The sequence below is a fragment of the Leifsonia sp. ZF2019 genome, from assembly GCF_019924635.1.
In the GTDB taxonomy this organism is placed as follows: Bacteria; Actinomycetota; Actinomycetes; order Actinomycetales; family Microbacteriaceae; genus Leifsonia.
On record NZ_CP065037.1, the window covers coordinates 2,255,474 to 2,278,492 of the forward strand.

Genomic DNA, 23,019 nt, shown 5'->3' on the forward strand with positions numbered 1-23,019 from the left:
GCCCCGCTCAGGCAACAGCGGAGTACGCGACGATGCCCCGGCGGATCGCGTCGAGCGCCTGCCGCGCCGTGCGGCCGACATTTCCGGGAGCGACGAGCGAGAGCTGGTCGAGCAGGTCGATCGTCTGCTTGGTCCACCGCACGAAGTCACCGGCGGCCATATCCGCCTCCCGCAGCACGGCATCCAGTGCGGCGCCGCGGGCCCACTGGTGCATCGCGAGGGAGAGCGCTATCGAGGGAGGCTCGCTGCCCGGGAGCCGGTTCTCGCGCTCCAGGTCGTCCAGTCGGCTCCACAGGTCGATCGTGCGGTCGAGAGCCGGCCGGAAGGCGCCGCGCGGCAGCGACCGCTCGTGCGCGAGGCCCTCGTCACGGCGCGGTTCGAAGACGAGCGCGCAGGCCATCGCGGCCAGGCTCGGCGCGTCGAGTTCCTTCCACGCTCCGCGGCGCAGGCACTCCGCGACCAGGAGGTCGCGTTCGCCGTAGATGCGCTTCAACGTCCGCCCGTGCACGGTGAGAGCAGTCGTCCCGTCCTCGTCTACGAGGTACCCGAGTTCCAGCAGCACGTCCGAGACCCGGTCGAACACCTTCGCGACAGCGCCCGTGCGCGACTGGATCTGCGCGCTCAGCCGGTCGGTCTCGCGCTTGAGCGTCCACCACCGCTCCGCCCAGCGCGCGTGCTTCTCCCGATCCGGGCACCGGTGGCAGGGGTGGTCCTTCATCCGCTTGCGCAGCGCCGCCAGCTGCCGTTGCCGCTTGTCGCGGTCGGCACGCGACGCGTTGTCCATCTTCGCTCCCTTGCACTCCAGGTCGGTCAGCTCACGGCGGATGCGCGAGTACTCGCGGAAGTCGCCCAGGTGGCAGGTCATGGCCTCCTCGTACCCGGCGAGGGACTCCTCCTGCTGGCGCACCTTGCGCGCCAGGTCGACCACGGCGCGGTCCGCCTGGAACTGGGCGAACGACGACTCGAGGATCTCGCGTGTGCGCACCCGGCCGAACTGGTCGATGAGGTTCACGGCCATGTTGTAGGTCGGCCGGAAGCTCGAGTTCAGCGGATAGCTGCGCCGGGAGGCCAGCGAGGCCACGGACTGCGGATCGAGCCCGTCTTCCCACTGGATGACAGAGTGCCCCTCCACATCGATGCCGCGACGACCGGCCCGCCCGGTGAGCTGGGTGTACTCCCCCGGCGTGATGGGCACACGCGCCTCGCCGTTGAACTTCTCCAGCTTCTCCAGCACCACCGTCCGGGCGGGCATGTTGATGCCGAGCGCGAGGGTCTCGGTGGCGAAGACCACCTTGACCAGCTTGCGCCGGAAGAGCTCCTCGACGACCTCCTTGAACGCCGGAAGCATGCCGGCGTGGTGCGCGGCGACCCCGCGCTCCAAGCCTTCCAGCCACTCCCAGTAGCCGAGCACGGCGAGGTCCTCGTCGAGCAGTGTGCGGCAGCGCTCCTCGACGATCGCGCGGATCTCATCGCGCTCGTGCTTCTCTGTGAGCCGGACGCCGGTCCGCAACGTCTGACGCACCGCAGCGTCGCAGCCGTTGCGGCTGAAGATGAAGAAGATGGCGGGCAGGAGGTTGCGCTCCCGCAGCAGCTCCACGAATGCGGCACGGTCCATCCGGAACGAGTCCGGCCGGCCGCCCTTCGAGTGGTAGCGACCCACGTCGCGCGTCTGCCTGCTGCTGAGTGCGCGGCCGCCGTAGCGCGCCATCTGCACCAGCTCCGGGTTCACCCGGTTGGTGGTCGCGAGCCCCGACGAGTCGAACAGGTCGATCAGCTTCGACCGCATCAGGATGTGCTGTTCGAGCGGGACCGGCCGCTCCTCCGACACGATCACGTCGGTCTGCCCGCGCACGGCCTGCAGCCAGTCGCCGAACTCCTCGGCGTTCGACACCGTGGCGCTGAGCGACACCATCCGCACCTCGGACGGCAAGTGGATGATGACCTCCTCCCAGACCGCGCCGCGGAAGCGGTCCGCGAGGTAGTGCACCTCGTCCATGACCACGTACGCGAGGTCGGTCAGGAGGTCGGAGTCGGCGTACAGCATGTTGCGCAGCACTTCGGTCGTCATCACGACGATGCGCGCGTGCGAGTTGACATTGGTGTCGCCCGTGAGCAGGCCGACGGACTCGGGTCCGTACACGTCGACGAACTCCTGGAACTTCTGGTTGCTGAGCGCCTTCATCGGCGTCGTGTAGAAGACCTTCGCGTTGGCCTCCCGCATCGCCAGGAACACGGCGAACTCGGCGACGATGGTCTTACCCGCGCCGGTCGGCGCCGCGACGAGAACGCTGCGCCCGGCCTCCAGGCTGGCGCACGCCTCCCGCTGGAACGGGTCGAGGTCGAACCGCAGGCCGCCGCGGAACGTCTCGATGAGCGGCTGGCTGGCGCGCTGGCGCGAAGCGGCGTAGCGCTCGGCCGGGGAGAGCTGCTGGTCGGTCACCCGTCCAGACTATGCCGCCAGCTCGGCCTCCAGCCGATCCGCGGTCTTCGCCACGCGGCGGTCGTGCAGCCAGGCGACGCCGTAGGCGGCGAAGTACAGCCCGACCATCGGGATCGCCAGCAGGAACATCGAGAGCACGTCGGCCGCCGGCGTCGCGATCGCCGTGAACAGGACGATCAGGATGAGGGCCCAGCGCCACGACGCGATGATCGACTTCGCGCTCAGGATGCCGATGAAGTTGAACAGCACGAGGAACACCGGCAGCACGAAGGCGATGCCGACGGCGAGCACCAGCTTCATGATGAAGTCGAAATAGGTCTTCGCCCCGATGATGGCGGCGTCCTGCTCCGGCGCGAAGCTCGTCAGCAGACTCACGATGTGCGGCACGAGCAGCCAGCCGACCACACCGCCGGCGATGAACAGCGGCACGGCGGTGAAGAAGAAGCCGAAGGCGTACTTCAGCTCCTTGCGGGTCATCGCGGGGACGAAGAACGCCCAGATCTGATAGAGCCAGACCGGGCTGGAGATGATGGCGCCGATCGTCACCGCGACCTGCATCTTCAGGTCGAAGGCACCCGTGATGCTGTCGTAGTTGAGCGTCGCCTCGCGGCCCTGCTGCTCGGCGATCTGCGTGATCGGGCCGCGCAGCGCGTCCATGACGAAATCGGCGAGGAACCAGCCGATGACGGCCCCGACGAGGAGCGCGATCGCCGACCGGAAGAGGCGTTTGCGAAGCTCGACGAAGTGCTCTGCGAGCGACATCCGCCCTTCGCGGTTCTTGCCTCGCTTGGTGGAGGCCACCGGGTTACGGCTTCGGCTTGGTCTCGGCCGACGAGTCCGCGGCCGTCTCCGGCGAAGCGTCGGCGTCCTTGCCGTCCTTCTTCATCTCGTTGACCTCGCCCTTGAAGATGCGCATCGACTGGCCGATGCTCTTCGCGAGGGCGGGAAGCTTCGGCGCACCGAAGAGGAGCAGGATCACTGCGAGGATGATGAGCAGATGCCATCCGGTGAGTCCACCGAGCATTATGAGGTCCTTCGAGTCACGTGTTCAAAGCGGGAGGGATCGGCTTTGACGAGTAGCTTACCGCGCCGCACGCGCGCATCCCTGCGAGCTTGCCTTGCGAACTCCTTGTCGGCACGCGACTGCTCGCGTCCGGCGCGCAGTTCGGCGGCGTCGGCGAAGACGGCGGAGTGGAACGCCTCCTCCTTCAGCTCGTCGGCACGCACCTGGAGCACCTCGGCCTTCTCGATGAGGGCGCCCGCCTCCTTCGCCGCTGCCACCACCTTCCGGAAGAGGCTCCACGCGAAGTACGCGAGCATGCCGATCAGACCGAGCACCAGCCCGGTCCAGATGAGCAGCCACGACCACCACGGCATGCGGGAAGCCTACCGGTACCGTGCGGCGCCGGCCGCGGCCCACTCGGCGACGACCCGTCGCGCCTCGGGAGGGTCGAGCACGGTCAGCACGCCGGAGAGGCCGCCGACCAGGCGCTTCAGCCCGTGGAAGTGCGCGACGCGGACGCTGGTCGTCACGACGCCGTCCCGCTCGATCCGCTCCGCGCCCTCGGGGATGTAGTCCTCGATCAGCGGGACGGCGGAGGCCGACACCTCGATCCGGACGAGCTGGTCGTCCGGGGTGCCCTCGAACAGCGTCTCGGGGAGCGTGACGTCACCCGGTCGGTAGGTGATCGGGACGTCGGTCGCGGTGAGCCCCTCGATGCGGTCGAGCCGGAACGTGCGCAGCGCGGTGCGCGCGTGGTCCCAGCCCCGCAGGTACCAGTCCTGGTCGATCGACTCCACCCGCAACGGGTCCACTCGCCGGCGCTCCCGCTCGCCGCGCGAGTTGCGGTAGTCGAAGTCGAGCCGGGTGCCGGCGATGACCGCATCCCGGATCACGGCCAGGGCCTCGTCCGTCTCGGACCGTGCCACCGCCACCTGGCTGGGGGCGGCGGAGGCTCCTCGGGCGAGCTTCGCCATGAGCGAGCCGATCACGTCGCGGTCCGCATTCTCGGGCAGGGACGTCAGATACTGCAGTCCGGCGATCAGTGCGGCGGCTTCGCGCGCTGAGAAGCGCGGCGAGTCGTCGATGGCGACCTGGTGCGTGAGCACGATGCGGTCGTTGTCCTCGAAGTCGTCCCAGGCGATGTCGAAGAGGTCGCCCGGCTGGTAGGCGTTCGTCTCGCCGGGGACGCCCGAGACCGCGATCAGGCGCACGGCCTCGCGCAGCTGCTCCGGCTCGACGCCGAAGTGCGCGGCGGCCTCCACCACCGTCACGCGGTCGCGGTCCATGAGGTACGGCACGAGGGCGAGCAGGAAAGCGAGCTTGTCCTGCGCCTGCATGGGACGGCGGCGCTCAGCCATCGAGGTCCTCCGCTCCGTGCGCGCGGGCAGTGGCGAGGAGTCGCGCGAGCACCTGCTCGCGCAGCTCGGGCGGCGACACCACCAGCACCTCCGGTCCGAAGCTCGCGAGCTGGTCGGCAAGGATGTTGATGTCCGAGAAGTTCACCGTCAGCGTGAACGCCTCCCCCGCGTCGTGCTCCGGCACCGCGTCTCCGTATCGCTTGCGCAGGCGCGTCGCCGCGTCCGTGCCCAGGTCGACGCGGATCTCGGCGACGTTGGCCTCCCAGATGGCGTCCAGATCGGCGAGGGCGCGCTCGGCGAAGCCGTCCCCCTCCGGCTCGAACGTCCGGGTCGTGACCTTCACCGGGCCGACCATGCGCGACAGCAGGAACGTGCGCGAGCCGTCGGCGTCCTGATCGATGCCCTGCAGGTGCCAGCGCCCCTGGTGCTGCACGAGGGCCAGCGGTGCGACTGTGCGCAGCCGCGAGGCGGTCTCCCCCGGCTTGAGGTAGGGGAACTGAACGATGGCATGGCGCTCGAGCGCCTGGCTCAGCGGCTCGAAGGCGGCCTCGCGCACGCGCAGCCGTGGCGCGTAGCCGACCACCGGGTCGTCCGCCTCCACGCCCAGCGACCGCAGCTTCATCAGCGCGCGCCGAGACTCGCCCGAGAGCGAACCTTCGCGCCACACCGTGGCGGCCAGCCCGAGCAGCGTGATCTCCTCCGGGGAGAACGAGACGTCCTGCGGAAGGTCGTACGCGCCCTTCGGGATGCGGTAGCGCAGCAGCTGGTTGTTGCCCGACGCCTCGGGCGACTCCACCGTCTCGAGCGGGACCCCGAGCTCGCGGATGTCGTCCTTGTCGCGCTCGAACTGGCGCTCGAGGCTGCTGTTGTCGCCATGCGCGACGAAACGCTGCCGGTAGCCCTGGACGGTCGACAGGATCTCGTTCTTCGTCAGCCCCGCCTCCGTGGCGAGCAGCGCCAGCACGAGGCTGAACAGACGCTCCTCGACGGGGACGCGCGAAGGCGAGGACGGGGTTCGTGGCACCCGTCCATCTTAGTCCGGGACTACTTGACTCCGAGGATGTCGACGACCCAGGCGGCGGCCGGGAAATTGCCGTCCTTCGGGGTCTCGACGACGACCTGCGAGCCGACCTTCTTGCCCACGAGCTCCCTGAGCATCGCCTGCGGGAGCACGGAGCTCGACTGCTGCTGCAGCGAGCTGGAGCCGGTGCTCATGTCCACCAGGTCGGGCGAGGTCGTCCAGCTGCTGGTCACGACGTTCTTCTCCTCCCAGCCCACGGCCGTGTACTGCAGGACGACCTGGCTGTCCTTCGCGACCGCCGCGCCATCGCCCTCCTTGAGGAGTTCGCTGCGCACAGCGGTCGGCGCGGAGCCGGACGGGATCGTGATGCCCGGCTGACCGGTCGGCGCGAGCACCACGGTCGGGAAGCCGGACACCGCGGGACGCACCGCGCCGTTCGCTGCGGGGAGGAACGCCTTGACGACGTCGATGACGTAGATCGGCGAGGGCGAGCCCGTACCCTCCTGCGCACCCGAGTCCTTCGGGGAGACGACGATCGCGACCCGCGAGCCGACCGGGGCGCACAGGAGGCCTTTGCCGATGGCGTCGGTGCCGGTCGCGTAGAGCTGCGTCGATGAGCTGCTGCCGGCGACCTCGCCGGTCTCGCCGTTGACCACGCTGTACGTGATCTCGAGCATCTGGTTGCGCTGCACCTTCTCGCCCGTTCCCTCGGTGAGGATGGTCCGCTGCGAGGTGCTGGTGTCCACCGGGGCCGGGACCTCCACCTTCGGCGTCGCGCCGATCTTCCCGGTCGCGGAGACCAGGTCGGAGGCCTTGCCCGACGGGAGTGCCCCGTCGCAGCTCGCGTTCGGGTTCGACGAACAGCCGGTGAGCACGACGGCGGCAAGGCCGGCGGCCACGACGAGTGCGGTAGCTCTGCGCACGGGTCCTCTTTCGATGCGATCGGTGGGGAGGTCGCGAGGCGCGAAGACCTCACGACCTCTCATGCTAGTCGACGGTCGGGGCGTCCTCGTCCGCACCGGCGGCGTCGCGCGCCTTGGCGAGCCCGGCACTCGTCGACGCCTCCCGCATCCGCTTGCGGAGGCTCTTCGGGCTGGACTCCCGCTCGCCGAGGGCGCCCGGCGTCCAGGCCTCGACGTCTTCGTCGGAGTAGTCGCTCTTGGAGGGCCGCCGCTTGAGCTCGGGGAGCACGGTGCCGGGAGCCAGCCGCCGCGCCGTCAGCAGGAAGCCGGTGTGCGCGATCATCCGGTGGTCCGGGCGCACGGCGAGCCCCTCGACGTGCCAGCCGCGCACCATCGTCTCGCTCGACTGCGGGTGCGTGTAGTGGCCGGTGGCGCGGATCGCCTCGGCGACGCGGGAGAGCTGGGTCACGGTGGCGACGTAGCAGATGACCACCCCACCCGGCTTGAGAGCGGTGGTCACAGCGTCGAGGGTCTCCCACGGCGCGAGCATGTCGAGCACGACGCGGTCGACGGTCCCCGGCTCGACGGCCGCGGGCAGCGCCTCCTGGAGGTCGCCGACGGTGACGGACCAGTTCTCCGGGTCGGAGCCGAGGAAGGTGGCCGCGTTGTCGCGGGCGACGTCGGCGAACTCCTCGCGGCGCTCGAACGAGTGCAGGCGGCCCTCCGGACCGATCGCGCGCAGGATCCACAGCGAGAGGGCGCCCGAGCCGACACCGGCCTCGACCACCGTCGCTCCCGGGAAGATGTCGGCCAGCGCCAGGATCTGCGCGGCGTCCTTCGGGTACACGATGGCCGCGCCGCGCGGCATCGACATGACGAAGTCGGTCAGCAGCGGGCGCAGCGCCAGATGCTCGACGCCGGCATTGTTCGTGACGACCGAGCCGTCCGGCAGGCCGATGATAGCGTCGTGCTCCAGCACGCCGCGGTGGCTGTGGAACAGCTTGCCCGGGACCAGTGTGATGGTGTTCATCCGGTTCTTCGGGCCGGTCAGCTGCACGCGGTCGCCCGCACGGAAGGGCCCGGAACTGCGGGGGGTCTCGTTCATCGGTGCCTATGCCTCCGGGGTCTGGGTGCGGGCCGCGGCGACCGCGGCGATGTCGTCGGCCGTGCGCCCGGCCAGGGTGGTCCACAGAACGTGCTCGTCCGACTCCGGCAGCGGCACGATGTGCGGCACGCCGATCGCCATGGCCCCGGAGGCGACGGCCGAGGTCAGCCCGACGATCGAGTCCTCGATCGCCACGACGTCGCGCACGTCGACGCCGAGCAGGCCGGCGGCACGCAGGTAGGGCTCGGGATGCGGCTTCGGCTGCTCCACCTCGTCGCCGCTGACGATGAGGTCGAACGCCTCGAAGGGAATCTGCGCGACGATCTGCTCCGCCATGCGCCGCACCGACATGGTGACGAGCGCGGTGGGCACACCGCTCGCCCGAAGCGACGAGAGCAGCTCCTGCGCTCCCGGACGCCACGGCACGCCGAGTGTCTCGAGCTTGTGCTGCACCTGGTCGGTCAGCCAGGAGACGATCGCGTCGGGCTCCATCGCCACGCCGTTCGCCCGCAGGATCTCGGCGGACGTCCACAGCCCCTGGCCGACCAGCTGGAGCGCCTTCTCGTGCGTCCAGGATCCGCCGAACGAGGCGACGAGCTCCTCCTCCGCGGCCATCCAGTACGGCTCGGTGTCGACCAGCGTCCCGTCCATGTCCCAGAGCACGGCGGCCGGGAGGAGCGAGCGGTCGGAGGCGGTGGCGGGGGTCGGAACGGTCACGGGCCACAAGTCTATCCGTACGCGCTCGGGCCTATTCTGGTGGGGAGGCGGTCGAACGGCCGCCACGAGAGGACCAGGTAGAGCTCAGTGACAGACGCAGACAGCATTCTCGACGGGCGCATCCTCGTGGTCGCCTTCGAAGGCTGGAACGACGCGGGCGAAGCGGCCAGCGGCGCGGTGAAGACGCTCAAGGAGCAGCTCGACGTCGTGCCCATCGCGGAAGTCGACCCGGAGCTCTACTTCGACTTCCAGTTCAACCGTCCCGTCGTCGAAGAGGTCGACGGGCGCCGCCGCCTGGTGTGGCCGTCGGCGATCGTCTACGGCCCCGCGCTGCCCGGGCACGTGCCGGAAGACCTGGCCGACGACGCCGAGCTCAGCGTGACGGGCGACAACGCCGGCAACATCTTCCTGCTCGTCGGCACGGAACCGTCGCGCAGCTGGCGCAGCTTCACCGCCGAGATCGTCGACGTGGCCCTCGCGGCCGACGTGGGCGCCGTCGTCTTCCTCGGCGCGATGCTCGCCGACGTGCCGCACACCCGGCCGATCTCGGTGTTCGCGTCCAGCGAGAACGCCACCGTGCGCGCCCAGCTGGGCATCGAGCGCTCCAGCTACGAGGGCCCGGTCGGCATCCTGAGCGCCCTCGCCGAAGGTGCGGAAGACGTCGGCATCCCGACGGTCATGATCTGGGCCTCGGTCCCCCACTACGTCCACAACGCGCCCAGCCCCAAGGCGGTCCTCGCGCTCATCGACAAGCTGGAGGAGCTGGTCGACGTCACCATCCCCCGCGGCAATCTGGTCGAGGAGGCCGCCGCCTGGGAGACCGGGATCGACGCGCTCGCAGCGGACGACGAGGAGATGGCGTCCTACATCCAGCAGCTGGAGCAGGCGCGCGACACGGTCGACTCCCCGGAGGCGAGCGGTGAGGCCATCGCGCAGGAGTTCGAGCGCTACCTGCGCCGCCGCGACGGCAGGGACGGCCGCGACGGCGGGACCGCCGGGCGCGCGCCGGACGACCCGCGCCGCGGCTGAGCGGCCGCGCGGCGGAACGCGGCTCAGGCGGCGAGCACGCCCGTGCCGAGCAGGATCATGAGCAGCACACCGAGCGCCACGCGGTAGATCACGAACGGCAGGAAGCTGCGTCGCGAGATGTACCCCATGAAGAACGCGATCACGAGCAGCCCGACCACGAACGCCACGAGCGTCGCCGCCGCGGTCTCGACCGGGCCGAACACCTCCACCGTGCAGGTCCCCGCCTTCGCGAGCGCCTCGGTGCAGGGCTCCTTGATCGCCTTGTAGAGCTGATAGAAGCCGCTGCCGAACACCGCGGGCAACGCCAGCAGGAACGAGTAGCGGGCGGCCGCGCGGCGCTGGTAGCCCATGAACAGTCCCGCCGTGATCGTCCCGCCCGAACGCGACACGCCCGGGATGAGCGCGAGGGCCTGCGCGAGGCCGAAGATGATGCCGTGCCCCCAGGTGAGCTCCTTGAGCCGGCGCGTCTTCGCGCCCGCCCAGTCCGCGATCCCGAGCAGGACACCGAACACGATGAGCGTCGTCGCGACGATCCAGAGCGAGCGGAAGGTCGTCTCGATCGCGTCCTGGAAGAACAGCCCGAGGACGACGATGGGGACGCTGCCGAGGATCACCAACCATCCCATCCGGGCGTCCGGGTCGTTGCGCGGGATCCGCCCGAACAGCGCCAGGAACCAGCGCGAGACGATCCGCGTGATGTCCTTCCAGAAGTAGAGGAGCACGGCGGCCTCGGTGCCGAGCTGGATGATCGCGGTGAAGCGGGCGCCCGGGTCGGCCCCGGTTCCGAGCAGCTCGCCGACGATGCGGATGTGCGCGCTCGACGAGATCGGGAGGAACTCGGTGAGTCCCTGGACGAGCCCGAGGATGAGGGCGTTGATGAACTCCATGCGTCGCTTTCCGGGAGGTTCGGTCGGGCGGGCGGGCCGCGGGCGGCTCAGTACGAGCTGAGCAGATCCCGGAGCACGGCCCTACCGAACACTAGCGCGTCGAGCGGGACGCGCTCGTCGACGCCGTGGAACATTCCAGGGAAGTCCATGTCCTTCGGCAGCCGGAGCGGAGCGAAACCGTAGCCGGTGATGCCGAGCTTGCTCAGCGCCTTGTTGTCCGTGCCGCCGGACAGGAGGTAGGGCAGAACCGGCGCGCCGGGGTCGTGGCGTTCGAGAGTGCCGGTGATCGCGTCGATCAGCTCGCCGCCGAATTCGGCCTCGAGCCCGATGTCGCGGTGCATGATCTGCACCTCCACGTCGTCGCCGATCAGGCGCTGCACCTCGGCAAGCACGCGGTCCTCGTCACCGGGGAGCGTGCGGATATCGACCAGCGCCTCCGCCGTGTCGGGGATGACGTTGTGCTTGTAGCCGGCCTCCAGGAGCGTGGGGTTCGTGGTGGCGCGCAGGGTCGCCAGGATGAACCCGGCCGCGGTCCCGGTGCGCAGCACGACCTCGTCCGGGCCGACCCGTTCGGGATCGACGTCGAGCAGGCGGCCGAGCTCGTCGACGAGCCGCGTGGTGGTCGCCGTGAGCTGGATGGGCCAGTCGGTGCGGCCGATCGCGACGACCGCCTCCGCCAGCCGCGTGATCGCGTTGTCCCGGATCAGCCGCGAGCCATGCGCGGCGCGTCCCCGGGCGATCAGCTTGATCCAGACCAGCGACTTCTCCCCGGTCTGCAGCAGGTAGGCGCGTCGCCCGGCGAGGTCGATCGAGTACCCGCCGACCTCGCTGATCGCCTCCGTCGCGCCGGCGAACAGCTCGGGGTGGTTGTCGACGAGGTGGTGCGAGCCGCGGCGACCGCCGTCCTCCTCGTCGGCGAAGAACGCGACGACGAGGTCGCGCTCCGGCTGCTCCCCGGCGTTCAGGATGTCGCCGACAGCGGTCAGGATCATCGCGTCCATGTTCTTCATGTCGACCGCGCCGCGGCCCCAGAGCAGGCCGTCCGCGATGACGCCGCCGAACGGGTCGACGCTCCAGTTGCGCGGGTCGGCCGGCACGACGTCGAGGTGGCCGTGCACCACCAGGGCGGGCTTGTCGGCGTTGCGCCCCGGGACCCGGGCGACGACGCTCGTGCGGCCGGGGTCGGAGTCGAAGAGCTGCGGCTTCAGCCCGAGCGCCGCGAGCCGCGCCTCCACATACTCCGCCGCGTCCGTCTCGCCGTTGGACCGGCCCTCTCCGTAGTTCGTGGTGTCGAACCGGATGAGGTCGCGGGCGATGATCGCGGTCTCGTCGAGGGCGGCGTCGTCGAACGTGGAGTCGTCGGTCATGGCCCCCACGCTACCCGGCCGCGGGCGCGCGATGTCCGCGCCGCGACGGCGAGTGACGCGCCACGCCCGGGATGCACCGCCGATGTGAAGCGGGGGTCGTGATCCGTGCTAATGTCTTTCTTCGGCAGCCGGTTCGACCGGAGGCCGAAAACACCCGTCCGGGTGGCGGAAATGGCAGACGCGCTAGCTTGAGGTGCTAGTGCCCGTATAGGGCGTGGGGGTTCAAGTCCCCCCTCGGACACAGCGAAGGTCCCGGTCTCACGACCGGGACCTTTTCTCGTTGCGGCCCGCGACTTCTCGTTGCGGCCCGCGACGCCGTACCGACATCTGCAGTTCTGGACCGAATCGCGGGTATCCCGCACTCTTTCACGACTTTTGGTCCAAATCGGAGCGGCGGGCGGGACTAGGGTGACCGGCATGGCCACGAAGCACACGGCGTCGAGCGTCTTCACCGTTCTGCTCGCGCTCGGCGCGAACGTGCTCGTCGCGATCGCGAAGACCGTCGCGGCGGTGCTGACCGGGTCCGCCTCCATGGTGGCGGAGGCCGCGCACTCGTGGGCCGACTCCGGCAACGAGGTCTTCCTGCTGCAAGCCGAGCGTTCGGCCGCCCGCCCCCGCGACGACGCGCATCCGGGAGGCTACGGCCGCGAATCGTACGTGTGGAGCCTGTTCGCCGCGGTCGGGCTGTTCACCGCGGGCGCGGTGGTGTCGATCATGCACGGAGTCTCGGAGCTGGGCGCGAACGAACCCGAGGCGGACTACCTGATCGCCTACCTCGTGCTGGCGGTGTCGTTCGTGTTCGAGGGGATCTCGTTCCTCCAGTCGTACCGCCAAGCGCGCATCCTGGCCGACGAGCGCGGGACCGGGACCGTCGAGCAGGTGCTGATGACCTCGAACCCGACGCTGCGTGCCGTGTTCGCGGAGGACGCTGCAGCTCTGATCGGGCTGGTGATCGCGTTCGCGGGGATCCTCCTGCACCAGCTCACCGGGCAGGCCGTGTACGACGCCCTCGGCTCCATCCTGGTCGGCGTGCTGCTGGCGACCGTGGCGGTGGTGCTGATCGACCGCAATCGCCGGTTCCTGCTCGGCGAGCCGGCGCCCGACCGCGCCCACCGCGCCGTGCTCGCCGGTCTCCTCCGCCACCCGGAGGTCGAGAAAGTCACCTACCTTCATCTCGAGTTCGTCGGCCCCGAGCGGCTCTTCCTCGTCGCCGCCGTCGACCTCGTCGGGAACGACCGCGAATCGGACGTCGCCTCAGACCTCGCCCTCGTGGAGGACTACCTCGAGCGCGACCCGCACATCACCGAGGCCGTGCTCACGCTCTCCCGCCCGGGAGCTCCCGCGCTCTCTCCGCGCGCGCTCGAATAGCGGTCACGATCCGGCCGCTTGCCGGTGCACACTGGACGCATGGCAAGCACCGGATCGCGCACGCTGCAGTTGCTCTCGCTGCTGCAGACCCATCGCTACTGGCCAGGCAGCGAGCTGGCCGATCGGCTCGGCGTCTCGCCGCGCACCCTCCGGCGCGATGTCGACCGCCTGCGCGACCTGGGCTATCCCGTGGACGCCACCCGCGGCGTCGCCGGCGGCTACCAGCTCGCGGCGGGCGCCTCCCTCCCGCCGCTGGTGGTGGACGACGAGGAGGCCGTCGCACTCGCCGTGGGGCTGCGCACCGCGGCACAGAGCGGAATCGCGGGCGTCGAGGAGGCGTCGGTGCGGGCGCTCGCCAAGGTCGTCCAGGTGATGCCCCCTCGGCTCAAGCGTCGCGTCAACGCCCTCCGCGTCGCGACCCTCGCGACCGTACTCCGGGGCGGCCCGGTCGCCGACGCCGAGACGCTGACCGCCGTCGCCCAGGCCTGCCGCGACGAGGAGCGGCTGCAGTTCGCCTACGTCGCCCGCGGCGGCGAGGAGTCCGTCCGAACGGTCGAACCCCATCGCCTGGTGTCGGTCGGGCGGCGCTGGTATCTCGTCGCGTACGACCTGACCCGGTTCGACTGGCGCAGCTTCCGGCTCGACCGCCTCACGGACCCGCGTGTCACCGGGGCGCGCTTCCGCCCGCGCGCGCTGCCCGCGGAGGACGCCGCCGAGTACGTCCGCGCCTCCCTCTCCGCTCCGGCCGAGCAGGTCGTCGTCGACGCGCTCGTCCGAGCATCGGCGACGCGTGTCGAGGAGGCGATCGGCCGCTGGGCGACGGTCTCCCCCGTCGACGACACCACAGCGCGGGTGCGGATGGCGGTGGAGAGCCCGGAGTGGGCGCTGTTCGGGCTGGCGGCCGTCGGCGCCCCGTTCGTCATCGAAGGCCCTGAGACCGTGCGCGTGCTCGCGGCCGACTGGGCGGCCCGGTTCCGGGAGGCCGCGGCCGGGGTCGCCTAGACTCGCACCGATGACCACCGCCGAGCGCATCCCCAGTCCCGCCGACATCCGCCGGTGGCGCCGCTACCTGGCCGACGAACGCGCCGAGGCGGCGGTCTACCGCGACCTCGCCCAGCGGCGCAGCGGCGAGGAGCGCGAGATCCTGCTGGCCCTCGCCGACGCCGAGGGACGCCACGAGCAGCACTGGCTCGATCTGCTGGGCGATCAGGTCGGCAGGCCGCTGCGCGGCGACGCGCGCACCCGGATGCTCGGCTGGCTGGCCCGGCGCTTCGGCTCGGTGTTCGTGCTCGCGCTGGCGCAGCGCGCCGAGGCCCGCTCCCCCTACGCCACCGACGCCGACGCGACCCCGCAGATGGCCGCCGACGAGCAGGTGCACGAGGAGGTCGTCCGCGCCCTCGCCGCCCGTGGCCGCCAGCGGCTCTCCGGCACCTTCCGCGCCGCGGTCTTCGGCGCCAACGACGGGCTGGTGAGCAACCTCGCCCTCGTGCTCGGCGTCAGCGCGAGCGGCGTCGCGACCCACGTCGTCCTCCTGACCGGCATCTCGGGCCTCCTCGCCGGCGCGCTCTCGATGGGTGCGGGCGAGTACGTCTCCGTGCGGTCCCAGCGCGAGCTCCTGGAGGCCTCGAGCCCCAACCCGGCGACCCGCTCCGCCCTCCCCCACCTCGATGTGGACGCGAACGAGCTGACGCTGGTCTATCGGGCGCGCGGCATGACCCCCGCGGAGGCCGAGGAGCGCGCCGGCGAGACGCTGCGGACGCTCGAGGCCTACACCGCCGAGGCCCCCGTCGGCGCCGGTGCGGGCGCACCGCTCGAGGACGAGCACGAGGCGATCGGCAACGGCTGGAGCGCCGCCCTCTCGAGCTTCTGCTTCTTCGCCTCCGGAGCGCTCATCCCGATCCTCCCCTACCTCTTCGGGCTGGGCGGCACGACCGCCGTCCTCGTCTCGGCGGCTCTCGTCGGCATCGTCCTGCTCGCCACGGGCGCGATCGTCGGGCTGCTGTCGGGCGCGTCCCCGCTCAAGCGCGCGCTGCGCCAGCTCGCCATCGGGTACGGCGCAGCGGCGGCGACCTACGTGCTGGGCCTCCTGTTCGGGACGGCGCTGGGATAGCGTCGCGCTAGCGCCGCCGCGGCCCGTCGACGCCGTACACGAGCGCGCCGGCGAGCGGGATGAGCAGGAACCACAGCCAGCTGTACTGGTAGCCCCAGATGCCGCTGGTGACGAAGAAGAGGATGACCGCGATGAACGGCATCACGGAGACGACCAGCAGGCCCCAGCGGTTGTTCGGGCGGTAGCGGTCGTCGCCGTACGGGTCGGCTGGCGCGGCCGGGGGTGCCGGGGCGAACGAGGCGGCCGGTGGGGACGGCGGCGTGGAAGCGCCGGGCTGGGCGCTCGCGGGAGACGGTGAGGTCGTCGCGTGGTCGTCGAGGTGCAGGGTCCCCGGCAGGTCTGCGAAAAGCGGAGCGAGGTCGCCCCGGGTGACCGCCGCGCGCGCGGACGCGACGCGGGACTGCAGCTCGGCGTCGTCGAGCCGCCCCGCGGCCGCGTGGGACTGGAGGGCGGCGACCGCGCGTTCGCGCTCGTCGTTACTGAGGCGCAGCGACGCGCCGGACGGGTCGGTGAGGTCGGTCATGCGGCCCAGTATGCCAGGGCGGCGGTCTCGGGGGGCAGGACGACCGGTCCAGGATGCGCGTGTCCCCGGTCCGGTCTACACTCGCGTTCGAACATCCGTTCGAATGGAGGAGGTGGCTGCGATGACCGATGTCGACGAAGCGGTCGCCGTGTGGACGACCGACGACGGCATCCCGTTGCGGCTGATCTGGCGGGCGACGCGCTACCGCGTGAGCGACATGCCGACCGTGTGGGCGGAGGCGCCCGCGTGGTGGCGGCCGTTCGGCGAGCACCGCTACGACGTGGGAGCGCTGCCGCGCGAGATCGGCGGCTGGCGGTTCCAGGCGACCAGCGACGCCGGGGACGCCCACGTCTTCGACGTGCGCCACGACGCCGCCGACCGCACCTGGCGCCTGGTGCGCGTCTTCGACTGAGGGCGTGGCTCCCCCGGTCGCCCAGCCACGTCGCATAGCCTCCTGGGGTGATGGACGATCGCTACGGATCCGATGTGCTGGCCCCCGGATGGAGAACGGCCGGCAAGAAGCCCATTCCCGATGTGGAGGCAGTGCGTGATCTCGTGGTCGAGGAGGCGGCGACCGGTTTCTGCGGCGCCGTCACCCGGCTGGAGGCGCAGACCGTCGAACTGGAGGACTACTTCGGGACGAAGCGGGTGTTCCCCCTCGGCTCGGCGTTCCTGATCGACGGGGAGCCCGTGCGGCTGGTGGTCCCGAAGCGCACGGCCGACGGACGTGGCCGCACCGCGTCCGGCTCCTTCTCGGTCGGCGAGCAGAAGGCACGCGTCGCCCGCGCGAGCCGCATCTTCGTGGAGGGCCGGCACGACGCTGAGCTCGTCGAACGCGTGTGGGGCGACGACCTGCGCGTCGAGGGTGTCGTGGTCGAATACCTGGAGGGCGTCGACGACCTCGACGCGATCGTGCGCGAGTTCGCCCCCACCCGCGGCCGCCGCATCGGCGTGCTGGTCGACCACCTGGTCGCCGGATCGAAGGAGAGCCGGATCGCCGAGAAGGTCGCCCGCGGGCCGTACGGCGAGCACGTGCTCGTGGTCGGGCACCCGTTCGTCGACATCTGGCAGGCGGTGAAGCCCTCTCGGGTCGGGCTGGAGGCGTGGCCGACCATCCCGCGCTCGATCGAGTGGAAGCGCGGCATCTGCGCCGCACTCGGCCTGCCCCACGAGAGCCAGGCGGACATCGCGCGCGCATGGAAGCGCATCCTGGGCCAGGTGCGCACTTTCGCCGACCTGGAGCCCGAACTGCTCGGCCGGGTCGAGCAGCTGATCGACTTCGTCACCGAGCCGGCGTAGGGTCGGCACGCCGGGCGGCTGCGCCGTCGCCCCTCCCGCCCGCCGGGCGGACGAGTCCCGCTGCGCACAGCGTTCGCACCCCAAAATGCATTTGCGCTGTTCGAACATATGTTCGAAAATAGAGCCATGTCCCCGGCCTCCGCTCCCGCCTTCGCCGATCCGGTCGCCGACCGGGCGCAGGTGCACGAGCTGCAGTCGCGCATCCGGCAGATGCAGGCGACGAAGCTGGAGAGCCGCACGTTCGAGACGCACCCCGCGCTGGGGCCGCTGCTGCCCGGCGGGGCGCTCAAGGCGGGAGCCGCGTACGCGGTCCACGGCTCGACCACCCTGCTGATGGCGCTGCTCGCCGGGCCCAGCGCGGCGGGCGCGTGGTGCGGGGTCGTGGGGATGCCCGACTTCGGTGCGGAAGCGGCCGGACGGTTCGGGATCGACCTGGAGCGGCTCGTGCTCGTGCCGCATCCGGGCGACCAGTGGCTCACGGTCACGGCGGCCGTCGTCGACGTGCTCTCGGTCGTGGCGATCGCCCCTCCCGCCCGCGCGAAGGACGGGGACGTCGCCCGGCTGAGCGCCCGTCTGCGGCAGCGGGAGGCGACGCTGATCGTCGCGGGTGACTGGCCGCAGGCCGAGGCGACGCTCTCCGTCGCGCGCAGCGGATGGGACGGCCTCGGCGCCGGGGCGGGCTATCTCTCGTCGCGGCGGGTGACCGTCGAGTCGGCGCCGCGTGGCGGGTCGGGACCGCGCCGCCGGGCCGAGCTGTGGCTGCCCGCACCCGACGAGAGCTTCCGTCCGTCGGGTCCGACCCGGCTGGAGGCGGTGGGCTAGATGCGCGAGGTCACCCGCGCGATCGTGCTCTGGTGCCCGGACTGGCCCGTGCTCGCCGCGCTGCGTGCCGACGCGGAGCTGGCCGACGACGCCCCGGTCGCCCTGATGCACAAGGGCGTCGTCTTCGCCTGCTCCGCCGCAGCCCGCGCCGACGGCGTGCGGCGCGGCCTCCGCATGCGCGAGGCGCAGTCGCGCTGCCCGCAGCTGGAGGTGCTGCCCTACGACCCCGTGCTCGACGAGCGCGCCTTCGAGCCGGTGCTGGCGGCGATCGAGGAGATCGCGCCCGGCGTGCAGCCGGTCCGACCCGGCACCTGCGTGCTACGGGCGCGCGGCCCGGCCCGCTACTACGGCGGCGAGGAGGCCGCCGCCGCCGAGCTGCTGCGCTGCCTGGAAGGGCTGGGACTGCCGGACGCCCGCGCCGGCATCGCCGACGGTCCGTTCGCCGCCGGGCAGGCCGCACGCTCCACCGGCACCTCCCGGGTGCGGGTGATCGCGCCCGGCGGCTCCCCCGCCTTCCTCGCCCCGCTGCCGGTCGCCCAGCTCGGTCTGACGGAGCTGACCCCGCTGCTGCGCCGGCTCGGCCTGCACACTCTCGGCGACCTCGCCGCCCTCGACCGGGTCGACGTGCGCGAGCGGTTCGGGGAACGCGGCGAGCATGCGCACGACCTCGCCGGCGGATTCGACGGCGCCGCGGTCGTGCCGCGCACCCCGCCGACGCAGCTGGACCGCACCATCGAGTTCGAGCCTCCCCTCGACCGGGTCGACCAGGTCGCCTTCGCCGTGCGCGGGACCGCCGAGCAGTTCGTCGCCGCCCTGACCAAGGCCGGGCTCGTCTGCACGACGCTGCGGGTGGAGGTCGCCGACGAGTCCGGACGCATCAGCGAGCGCAGCTGGCTGCACCCGCGCCTGTTCTCGCCGGGCGACGTCGTCGACCGGGTGCGCTGGCAGCTGCAGGGCTCCGGCGGCGCGGAACCCGGCCTCGCCTCGCCGATCGTGCGGGTGGGGCTCGTACCGGAAGCGGTGGACGACATCGGCCACCACGAGGACGGCCTGTGGGGCGGCGGCGCCGACGAGCGCATCCACCACGGCCTCACCCGGGTGCAGAGCATGCTGGGGCACGAGGCCGTGCTCACGGCGACGATCGGCGGCGGGCGCGGGCTCACGGAGCGGCAGGTGCTGGTGCCGTGGGGCGACCGGCCGGTGGGCGCCTCCCGGGCCGAGCAGCCCTGGCCGGGGTCGCTGCCCGCCCCCGCGCCGTCCACCGTGTTCGAGGTGCCGCGGCCGGTCGCGGTCCTGACCGAGGAGGGCGCGACGGTCGACGTGAGCGACCGCGGCGACCTCACCGCACCGATCGCCCTCTTCTCCCCCACCGGGGCCCTGCGCGACGCCCGGGAGGTCGCGTCGTGGGCCGGCCCCTGGCCGGTGCGGGAGCGCTGGTGGGACGCCACCCTCGCCCGCGCCATGCACCGGTTCCAGCTGGTCGACGCCGACGGCACCGCGTGGCTCCTCCGCCTCGCCTCCGGAGGCTGGTTCGCGGAGGCGCGCTATGACTAGCCGCGTGTTCCCCATGGTCGTCGACAGCGGGGTCGCCAATCGCCGGTATCCGGCGCTCGAAGCGGCGGAATGCGTCCCCGCGGCGGCGGTGCCCGCACGCGCACGGGAGGGGCGGCGCTGATGGGCTGGAACAACCCGCCGATCCCGTGGGCCGAGTTCGAGCGCCGGCTCTCCGGGCGCCGCACCGGGGAGCAGCCGGTCGAGCGCCCCTCCTCGCGCAAGCGGCAGAAGTATGTGCCGCAGCCCATGCCGGAGGAGCCGGAGATCGGCCACGTCCCCTACGCCGAGCTGCACGCGCACAGCAACTTCAGCTTCCTCGACGGGGCGAGTTCGCCCGAGGAGCTGCTGGAGGAGGCGACCCGGCTGCGGCTGCACGGGCTCGCGCTCACCGACCACGACGGCTTCTACGGCGCGGTCCACCTGGCCGAGGCCGCCGAAGCCTACGAGCGGGTGAAGACGGTGTACGGCGCCGAGCTGTCGCTCGCGCTCAGCCGCCCCCAGAACGGCGAGGCCGACCCCGAGGGCAGCCACCTCGTGGTGCTCGCCCGCCGCCAGGAGGGCTACCACCGCCTCGCGGCGGCGATCACCGCCGGCCAGCTCGCGGGCGGCGAGAAGGGCCGCCCGGTCTACCGGCTGCCCGAACTGGCCGAGCAGGCCGCGGGCGACTGGATGGTGCTGACCGGTTGCCGCAAGGGCGACGTGCGCCTCGCGCTGGCGGAGCGGGGCGAGCGCGCGGCCGAGCACGAGGCGGCCCGGCTGGCGGAGCTGTTCGGCCGGGACAACGTGCTGGTCGAGCTGATCGACCAGGGCAACCCGCACGACACCACCGACAACGATGCCCTCGCCCGCATCGCTGACCGCCTCGGGCTGCCGGTGGTGGCCACCAACAACGTCCACTACGCCTCCCCCGCGCAGTACCCGCTGGCCACCGCGATCTCGGCGGTGCGCGCCCGGCGCAGCCTGGACGAGATGGACGGCTGGCTGCCCGCCTCGGCCGCCGCCCACCTGCGCAGCGGGCGCGAGATGGCAGCCCGGTTCTCCCGCTACCCCGGCGCGGTGGAGCGCACCGTGGAGGTGGCGGACGACCTCTCCTTCCGGCTCCGCAGCGCCCGGCCGCGACTGCCCAAGCAGGAGGTGCCGGAGGGGCACACCCCGATGAGCTGGCTGCGCGAGCTGACCTGGCGCGGCGCTGCCGAACGCTACCCCGACCTCGACGCCCACCCCCGGTGGCGGGAGCGCATCGAACGCGAGCTCGACGTCATCGAGGCCAAGGACTTCCCCGGCTACTTCCTGATCGTCTACGACATCGTGCGGTTCGCCCGCAGTCAGGGGATCCTCTGCCAGGGCCGCGGCTCGGCGGCCAACTCGGCGGTCGTGTACCTGCTCGGGATCACCGCGGTCGACTCGATCAAGTACGACCTGCCGTTCGAGCGGTTCCTCTCCAGCATGCGCGAGGAGGAGCCCGACATCGACGTCGACTTCGACTCCGACCGGCGGGAGGAGGTCATCCAGTACGTCTACGCGAAGTACGGCCGGCACAACGCCGCCCAGGTCGCGAACGTGATCACCTACCGCCCCAAGAACGCGGTGCGCGACATGGCGAAGGCGCTCGGCCACTCCACCGGCCAGCAGGACGCCTGGAGCAAGCAGATCGACTCCTGGTCGCACGTCGAAGCCACCGACGACCACGACATCCCGGAGCCGGTGGTGGAGCTGGCGCAGCAGGTGCTGAAGTTCCCCCGGCACCTCGGCATCCACTCGGGCGGCATGGTGCTCACCGACCGTCCCGTCGGGGAGGTGTGCCCGATCGAGCACGCCCGCATGCAGGGCCGAACCGTGCTGCAGTGGGACAAGGACGACTGCGCCTGGATGGGCCTGGTCAAGTTCGACCTGCTCGGGCTCGGGATGCTGAGCGCACTCGACTACGGCATGCGCACCATCGCGTCGGCGCTGGGCGAGCAGTGGACGCTGGAGAGCATCCCGAAAGAGGAGCAGGGCGTCTACGACATGCTCTGCCGTGCCGACTCCATCGGCGTGTTCCAGGTGGAGAGCCGAGCGCAGATCGGCACACTCCCCCGGCTGCGGCCGCGCTCGTTCTACGACCTCGTGATCGAGATCGCGCTCATCCGCCCCGGCCCCATCCAGGGCGGCGCCGTGCATCCGTACATCCGCCGCAAGCTCGGCCAGGAGGAGGTGACCTACCTGCATCCCGCGCTCGAGCCCGTGCTGAAGCGCACACTGGGGGTTCCGCTGTTCCAGGAGCAGCTGATGCAGATGGCGGTCGCGGTCGGCGACTGCACCGCGGAGGACGCCGACCTGCTGCGCCGCGCGATGGGCTCCAAGCGCGGCGTGGAGAAGATCGACCGGCTGCGCTCGAAGCTCTACGCGGGCATGGAGCACAACGGCATCACCGGCGCCGACGCCGACGCGATCTACGCCAAGATCGAGGCGTTCGCCAACTTCGGCTTCGCCGAGAGCCACGCGATCAGCTTCGCCCTGCTGGTCTATGTGAGCTCGTGGATGAAGCTGCACTACCCGGGCGCGTTCCTCGCCGCGTTGCTGCGCGCACAGCCGATGGGCTTCTACTCGCCGCGCACCCTCACGGCCGACGCCCGGCGGCACGGCGTCGTCGTGCACCGGCCGGACATCCACCGCTCCGGCGTCTTCCCGCTGCTCGAACCGCTCGACGCCGCGCACCCGGGCCCGACCGGCGCGGACCCGTGCCTCGTGACCGAGCAGCCGCCGATCGCCCCGTTCGACCCGGCCGAGCCGCTCGACCACTCCGCCCATCGCCGCGACGCGGGGCACGCCGTGCGGCTCGGCCTCGCCGGGGTCACCTCCATCGGCGAGAAGCTGGCCGAGCGGATCGTCGCCGAGCGCGAGGAGCACGGCCCGTATCGCGACCTCGCCGACCTCTCCCGGCGGGTCGGGCTGACGACCGCGCAGCTGGAGGCGCTCGCCGCGGCGGGCGTGTTCGGGGGCTTCGGACTCGACCGGCGGCAGGCGATCTGGGAGGCGGGCAGCGCCGCCCAGGAGAAGGCGGAGTATCTGCCCGGCACGGCGATCACCGCGCAGCCGCCACTGCTCCCCCTGCTGAGCCCGGCGGAACAGCTCGCGAGCGATCTGTGGGCGACGGGTATCTCGACCGACGACCATCCGATCCGCTTCCTGCGCCCGGCCCTGGCCTCCCGCGGGGTGCGCACCGCCGCGATGCTCGCCACCTCGGAGTCCGGCCGCCGCATCGAGGTCGGCGGCGTCGTCACCCACCGGCAGCGGCCGGCCACGGCGGCCGGGGTCACCTTCCTCAACCTGGAGGACGAGACCGGTCTGGTCAACGTGGTCTGCCCGGTCGGGGTGTGGAACCGGTACCGCCGGGTGGCGCGTCAGGCGCCCGCGATGATCGTGCGCGGCATCCTGGAGCGCAGTGAGGAAGGGGTGGTCAACGTGATCGCCGACCGGCTGGAGCCACTGCAGACGGGCATGCGCACCGCCTCCCGCGACTTCCGGTGACGTC

At 71.7% G+C, this 23,019-nt stretch carries 21 protein-coding genes and 1 tRNA gene; 10 read left to right on the plus strand and 12 right to left on the minus strand.

Annotation, left to right across the window (positions count from 1 at the left end; all coding sequences use genetic code 11):
• Positions 1–7: 7 nt before the first annotated feature.
• The 9 genes from IT072_RS11065 to IT072_RS11105 form a co-directional block, all read right to left on the minus strand.
• Positions 8–2,440, minus strand: coding sequence for a DEAD/DEAH box helicase (locus IT072_RS11065; protein ID WP_223356459.1), 2,433 nt, complete (start codon positions 2,438–2,440; stop codon positions 8–10).
• A gap of 9 nt (positions 2,441–2,449) precedes the next feature.
• Positions 2,450–3,202 (minus strand): twin-arginine translocase subunit TatC, encoded by a 753-nt coding sequence (tatC, locus tag IT072_RS11070; RefSeq protein WP_223360957.1) that lies wholly within the window; start codon positions 3,200–3,202, stop codon positions 2,450–2,452.
• 43 nt (positions 3,203–3,245) lie between these two features.
• Positions 3,246–3,464, minus strand: a complete 219-nt coding sequence (tatA, locus tag IT072_RS11075; RefSeq protein WP_223356462.1) for a Sec-independent protein translocase subunit TatA — start codon at positions 3,462–3,464, stop codon at positions 3,246–3,248.
• A complete protein-coding gene (locus tag IT072_RS11080) occupies positions 3,464–3,817 on the minus strand; it encodes a hypothetical protein (protein ID WP_223356464.1) in 354 nt (117 codons plus the stop codon). The genes tatA and IT072_RS11080 overlap by 1 nt, the downstream gene beginning before the upstream one ends.
• Positions 3,818–3,826: 9 nt before the next feature.
• A complete protein-coding gene (locus IT072_RS11085) occupies positions 3,827–4,801 on the minus strand; it encodes a helix-turn-helix transcriptional regulator (RefSeq protein WP_223356467.1) in 975 nt (324 codons plus the stop codon).
• Positions 4,794–5,825, minus strand: coding sequence for a helix-turn-helix transcriptional regulator (locus tag IT072_RS11090; RefSeq protein WP_223356469.1), 1,032 nt, complete (start codon positions 5,823–5,825; stop codon positions 4,794–4,796). The genes IT072_RS11085 and IT072_RS11090 overlap by 8 nt, the downstream gene beginning before the upstream one ends.
• Positions 5,826–5,845: 20 nt before the next feature.
• Positions 5,846–6,745, minus strand: a complete 900-nt coding sequence (locus tag IT072_RS11095) for a peptidylprolyl isomerase (RefSeq protein ID WP_223356471.1) — start codon at positions 6,743–6,745, stop codon at positions 5,846–5,848.
• A 64-nt stretch (positions 6,746–6,809) separates the two neighbouring features.
• Positions 6,810–7,829, minus strand: coding sequence for a tRNA (adenine-N1)-methyltransferase (locus IT072_RS11100; RefSeq protein WP_223356473.1), 1,020 nt, complete (start codon positions 7,827–7,829; stop codon positions 6,810–6,812).
• Positions 7,830–7,835: 6 nt separating this feature from the next.
• The gene (locus tag IT072_RS11105; RefSeq protein WP_263282044.1) at positions 7,836–8,546 is read right to left on the minus strand and encodes an HAD family hydrolase; all 711 of its coding nucleotides are present in this window, start codon (positions 8,544–8,546) and stop codon (positions 7,836–7,838) included.
• Between the two features lie 87 nt (positions 8,547–8,633).
• Here IT072_RS11105 and IT072_RS11110 point away from each other — a divergent pair, with 87 nt between their 5' ends.
• Entirely contained in the window at positions 8,634–9,575 is a 942-nt protein-coding gene (locus IT072_RS11110; RefSeq protein WP_223356475.1) for a proteasome assembly chaperone family protein, read from the plus strand.
• A gap of 23 nt (positions 9,576–9,598) precedes the next feature.
• Here the strand turns inward: IT072_RS11110 and IT072_RS11115 are convergent, their stop codons facing one another.
• Both IT072_RS11115 and IT072_RS11120 read right to left on the minus strand, forming a co-directional pair.
• Positions 9,599–10,462: an undecaprenyl-diphosphate phosphatase gene (locus IT072_RS11115; RefSeq protein ID WP_223356477.1), complete on the minus strand. Its 864-nt coding sequence runs from the start codon at positions 10,460–10,462 to the stop codon at positions 9,599–9,601.
• Between the two features lie 47 nt (positions 10,463–10,509).
• Positions 10,510–11,829 carry a M20/M25/M40 family metallo-hydrolase gene (locus IT072_RS11120; RefSeq protein ID WP_223356479.1) on the minus strand — a complete coding sequence of 440 codons (1,320 nt, stop codon included), beginning with the start codon at positions 11,827–11,829 and terminating at the stop codon, positions 10,510–10,512.
• Positions 11,830–11,985: 156 nt separating this feature from the next.
• Between IT072_RS11120 and IT072_RS11125 the strand changes: the two genes are divergently transcribed.
• The 4 genes from IT072_RS11125 (at position 11,986) to IT072_RS11140 (ending at position 15,307) form a co-directional block, all read left to right on the plus strand.
• Positions 11,986–12,070 (plus strand) — tRNA-Leu (locus IT072_RS11125).
• Positions 12,071–12,246: 176 nt separating this feature from the next.
• Entirely contained in the window at positions 12,247–13,197 is a 951-nt protein-coding gene (locus tag IT072_RS11130) for a cation diffusion facilitator family transporter (protein ID WP_223356481.1), read from the plus strand.
• Between the two features lie 39 nt (positions 13,198–13,236).
• On the plus strand, positions 13,237–14,199 hold the full coding sequence (locus IT072_RS11135) for a helix-turn-helix transcriptional regulator (RefSeq protein WP_223356483.1): 963 nt from the start codon (positions 13,237–13,239) through the stop codon (positions 14,197–14,199).
• Positions 14,200–14,209: 10 nt separating this feature from the next.
• Complete coding sequence (locus IT072_RS11140) at positions 14,210–15,307, plus strand: VIT1/CCC1 transporter family protein (RefSeq protein WP_223356486.1); 1,098 nt, start codon at positions 14,210–14,212, stop codon at positions 15,305–15,307.
• 7 nt (positions 15,308–15,314) lie between these two features.
• Here IT072_RS11140 and IT072_RS11145 read toward each other — a convergent pair whose 3' ends face one another.
• On the minus strand, positions 15,315–15,830 hold the full coding sequence (locus tag IT072_RS11145; RefSeq protein WP_223356488.1) for a DUF1707 SHOCT-like domain-containing protein: 516 nt from the start codon (positions 15,828–15,830) through the stop codon (positions 15,315–15,317).
• A 121-nt stretch (positions 15,831–15,951) separates the two neighbouring features.
• On the opposite strand from IT072_RS11145, the gene IT072_RS11150 reads away from it, so the two are divergent.
• The 5 genes from IT072_RS11150 to IT072_RS11170 all read left to right on the plus strand — a co-directional run bounded on the left by IT072_RS11150 (position 15,952) and on the right by IT072_RS11170 (position 23,015).
• Positions 15,952–16,242 (plus strand): DUF6504 family protein, encoded by a 291-nt coding sequence (locus IT072_RS11150; RefSeq protein ID WP_223356490.1) that lies wholly within the window; start codon positions 15,952–15,954, stop codon positions 16,240–16,242.
• Between the two features lie 50 nt (positions 16,243–16,292).
• Entirely contained in the window at positions 16,293–17,129 is an 837-nt protein-coding gene (locus IT072_RS11155) for a DUF3097 domain-containing protein (RefSeq protein ID WP_223360959.1), read from the plus strand.
• 126 nt (positions 17,130–17,255) lie between these two features.
• Positions 17,256–17,951 (plus strand): hypothetical protein, encoded by a 696-nt coding sequence (locus IT072_RS11160; protein WP_223356492.1) that lies wholly within the window; start codon positions 17,256–17,258, stop codon positions 17,949–17,951.
• Positions 17,952–19,505, plus strand: coding sequence for a DNA polymerase Y family protein (locus tag IT072_RS11165; RefSeq protein ID WP_223356494.1), 1,554 nt, complete (start codon positions 17,952–17,954; stop codon positions 19,503–19,505). It abuts the gene before it with no gap.
• A gap of 120 nt (positions 19,506–19,625) precedes the next feature.
• Positions 19,626–23,015 carry an error-prone DNA polymerase gene (locus IT072_RS11170; protein ID WP_223360960.1) on the plus strand — a complete coding sequence of 1,130 codons (3,390 nt, stop codon included), beginning with the start codon at positions 19,626–19,628 and terminating at the stop codon, positions 23,013–23,015.
• Positions 23,016–23,019: the final 4 nt, after the last annotated feature.

Bases quoted from the DNA above. Each gene is read 5' to 3' on its own strand.
- tatC (WP_223360957.1), bottom strand. From the start codon at position 3,202: ATGTCGCTCGCAGAGCACTTCGTCGAGCTTCGCAAACGCCTCTTCCGG.
- tatA (WP_223356462.1), bottom strand. From the start codon at position 3,464: ATGCTCGGTGGACTCACCGGATGGCATCTGCTCATCATCCTCGCAGTG.
- IT072_RS11080 (WP_223356464.1), bottom strand. From the start codon at position 3,817: ATGCCGTGGTGGTCGTGGCTGCTCATCTGGACCGGGCTGGTGCTCGGT.
- IT072_RS11085 (WP_223356467.1), bottom strand. From the start codon at position 4,801: ATGGCTGAGCGCCGCCGTCCCATGCAGGCGCAGGACAAGCTCGCTTTC.
- IT072_RS11100 (WP_223356473.1), bottom strand. From the start codon at position 7,829: ATGAACGAGACCCCCCGCAGTTCCGGGCCCTTCCGTGCGGGCGACCGC.
- IT072_RS11115 (WP_223356477.1), bottom strand. From the start codon at position 10,462: ATGGAGTTCATCAACGCCCTCATCCTCGGGCTCGTCCAGGGACTCACC.
- IT072_RS11120 (WP_223356479.1), bottom strand. From the start codon at position 11,829: ATGACCGACGACTCCACGTTCGACGACGCCGCCCTCGACGAGACCGCG.
- IT072_RS11130 (WP_223356481.1), top strand. From the start codon at position 12,247: ATGGCCACGAAGCACACGGCGTCGAGCGTCTTCACCGTTCTGCTCGCG.
- IT072_RS11135 (WP_223356483.1), top strand. From the start codon at position 13,237: ATGGCAAGCACCGGATCGCGCACGCTGCAGTTGCTCTCGCTGCTGCAG.
- IT072_RS11140 (WP_223356486.1), top strand. From the start codon at position 14,210: ATGACCACCGCCGAGCGCATCCCCAGTCCCGCCGACATCCGCCGGTGG.
- IT072_RS11145 (WP_223356488.1), bottom strand. From the start codon at position 15,830: ATGACCGACCTCACCGACCCGTCCGGCGCGTCGCTGCGCCTCAGTAAC.
- IT072_RS11150 (WP_223356490.1), top strand. From the start codon at position 15,952: ATGACCGATGTCGACGAAGCGGTCGCCGTGTGGACGACCGACGACGGC.
- IT072_RS11155 (WP_223360959.1), top strand. From the start codon at position 16,293: ATGGACGATCGCTACGGATCCGATGTGCTGGCCCCCGGATGGAGAACG.
- IT072_RS11160 (WP_223356492.1), top strand. From the start codon at position 17,256: ATGTCCCCGGCCTCCGCTCCCGCCTTCGCCGATCCGGTCGCCGACCGG.
- IT072_RS11165 (WP_223356494.1), top strand. From the start codon at position 17,952: ATGCGCGAGGTCACCCGCGCGATCGTGCTCTGGTGCCCGGACTGGCCC.
- IT072_RS11170 (WP_223360960.1), top strand. From the start codon at position 19,626: ATGGGCTGGAACAACCCGCCGATCCCGTGGGCCGAGTTCGAGCGCCGG.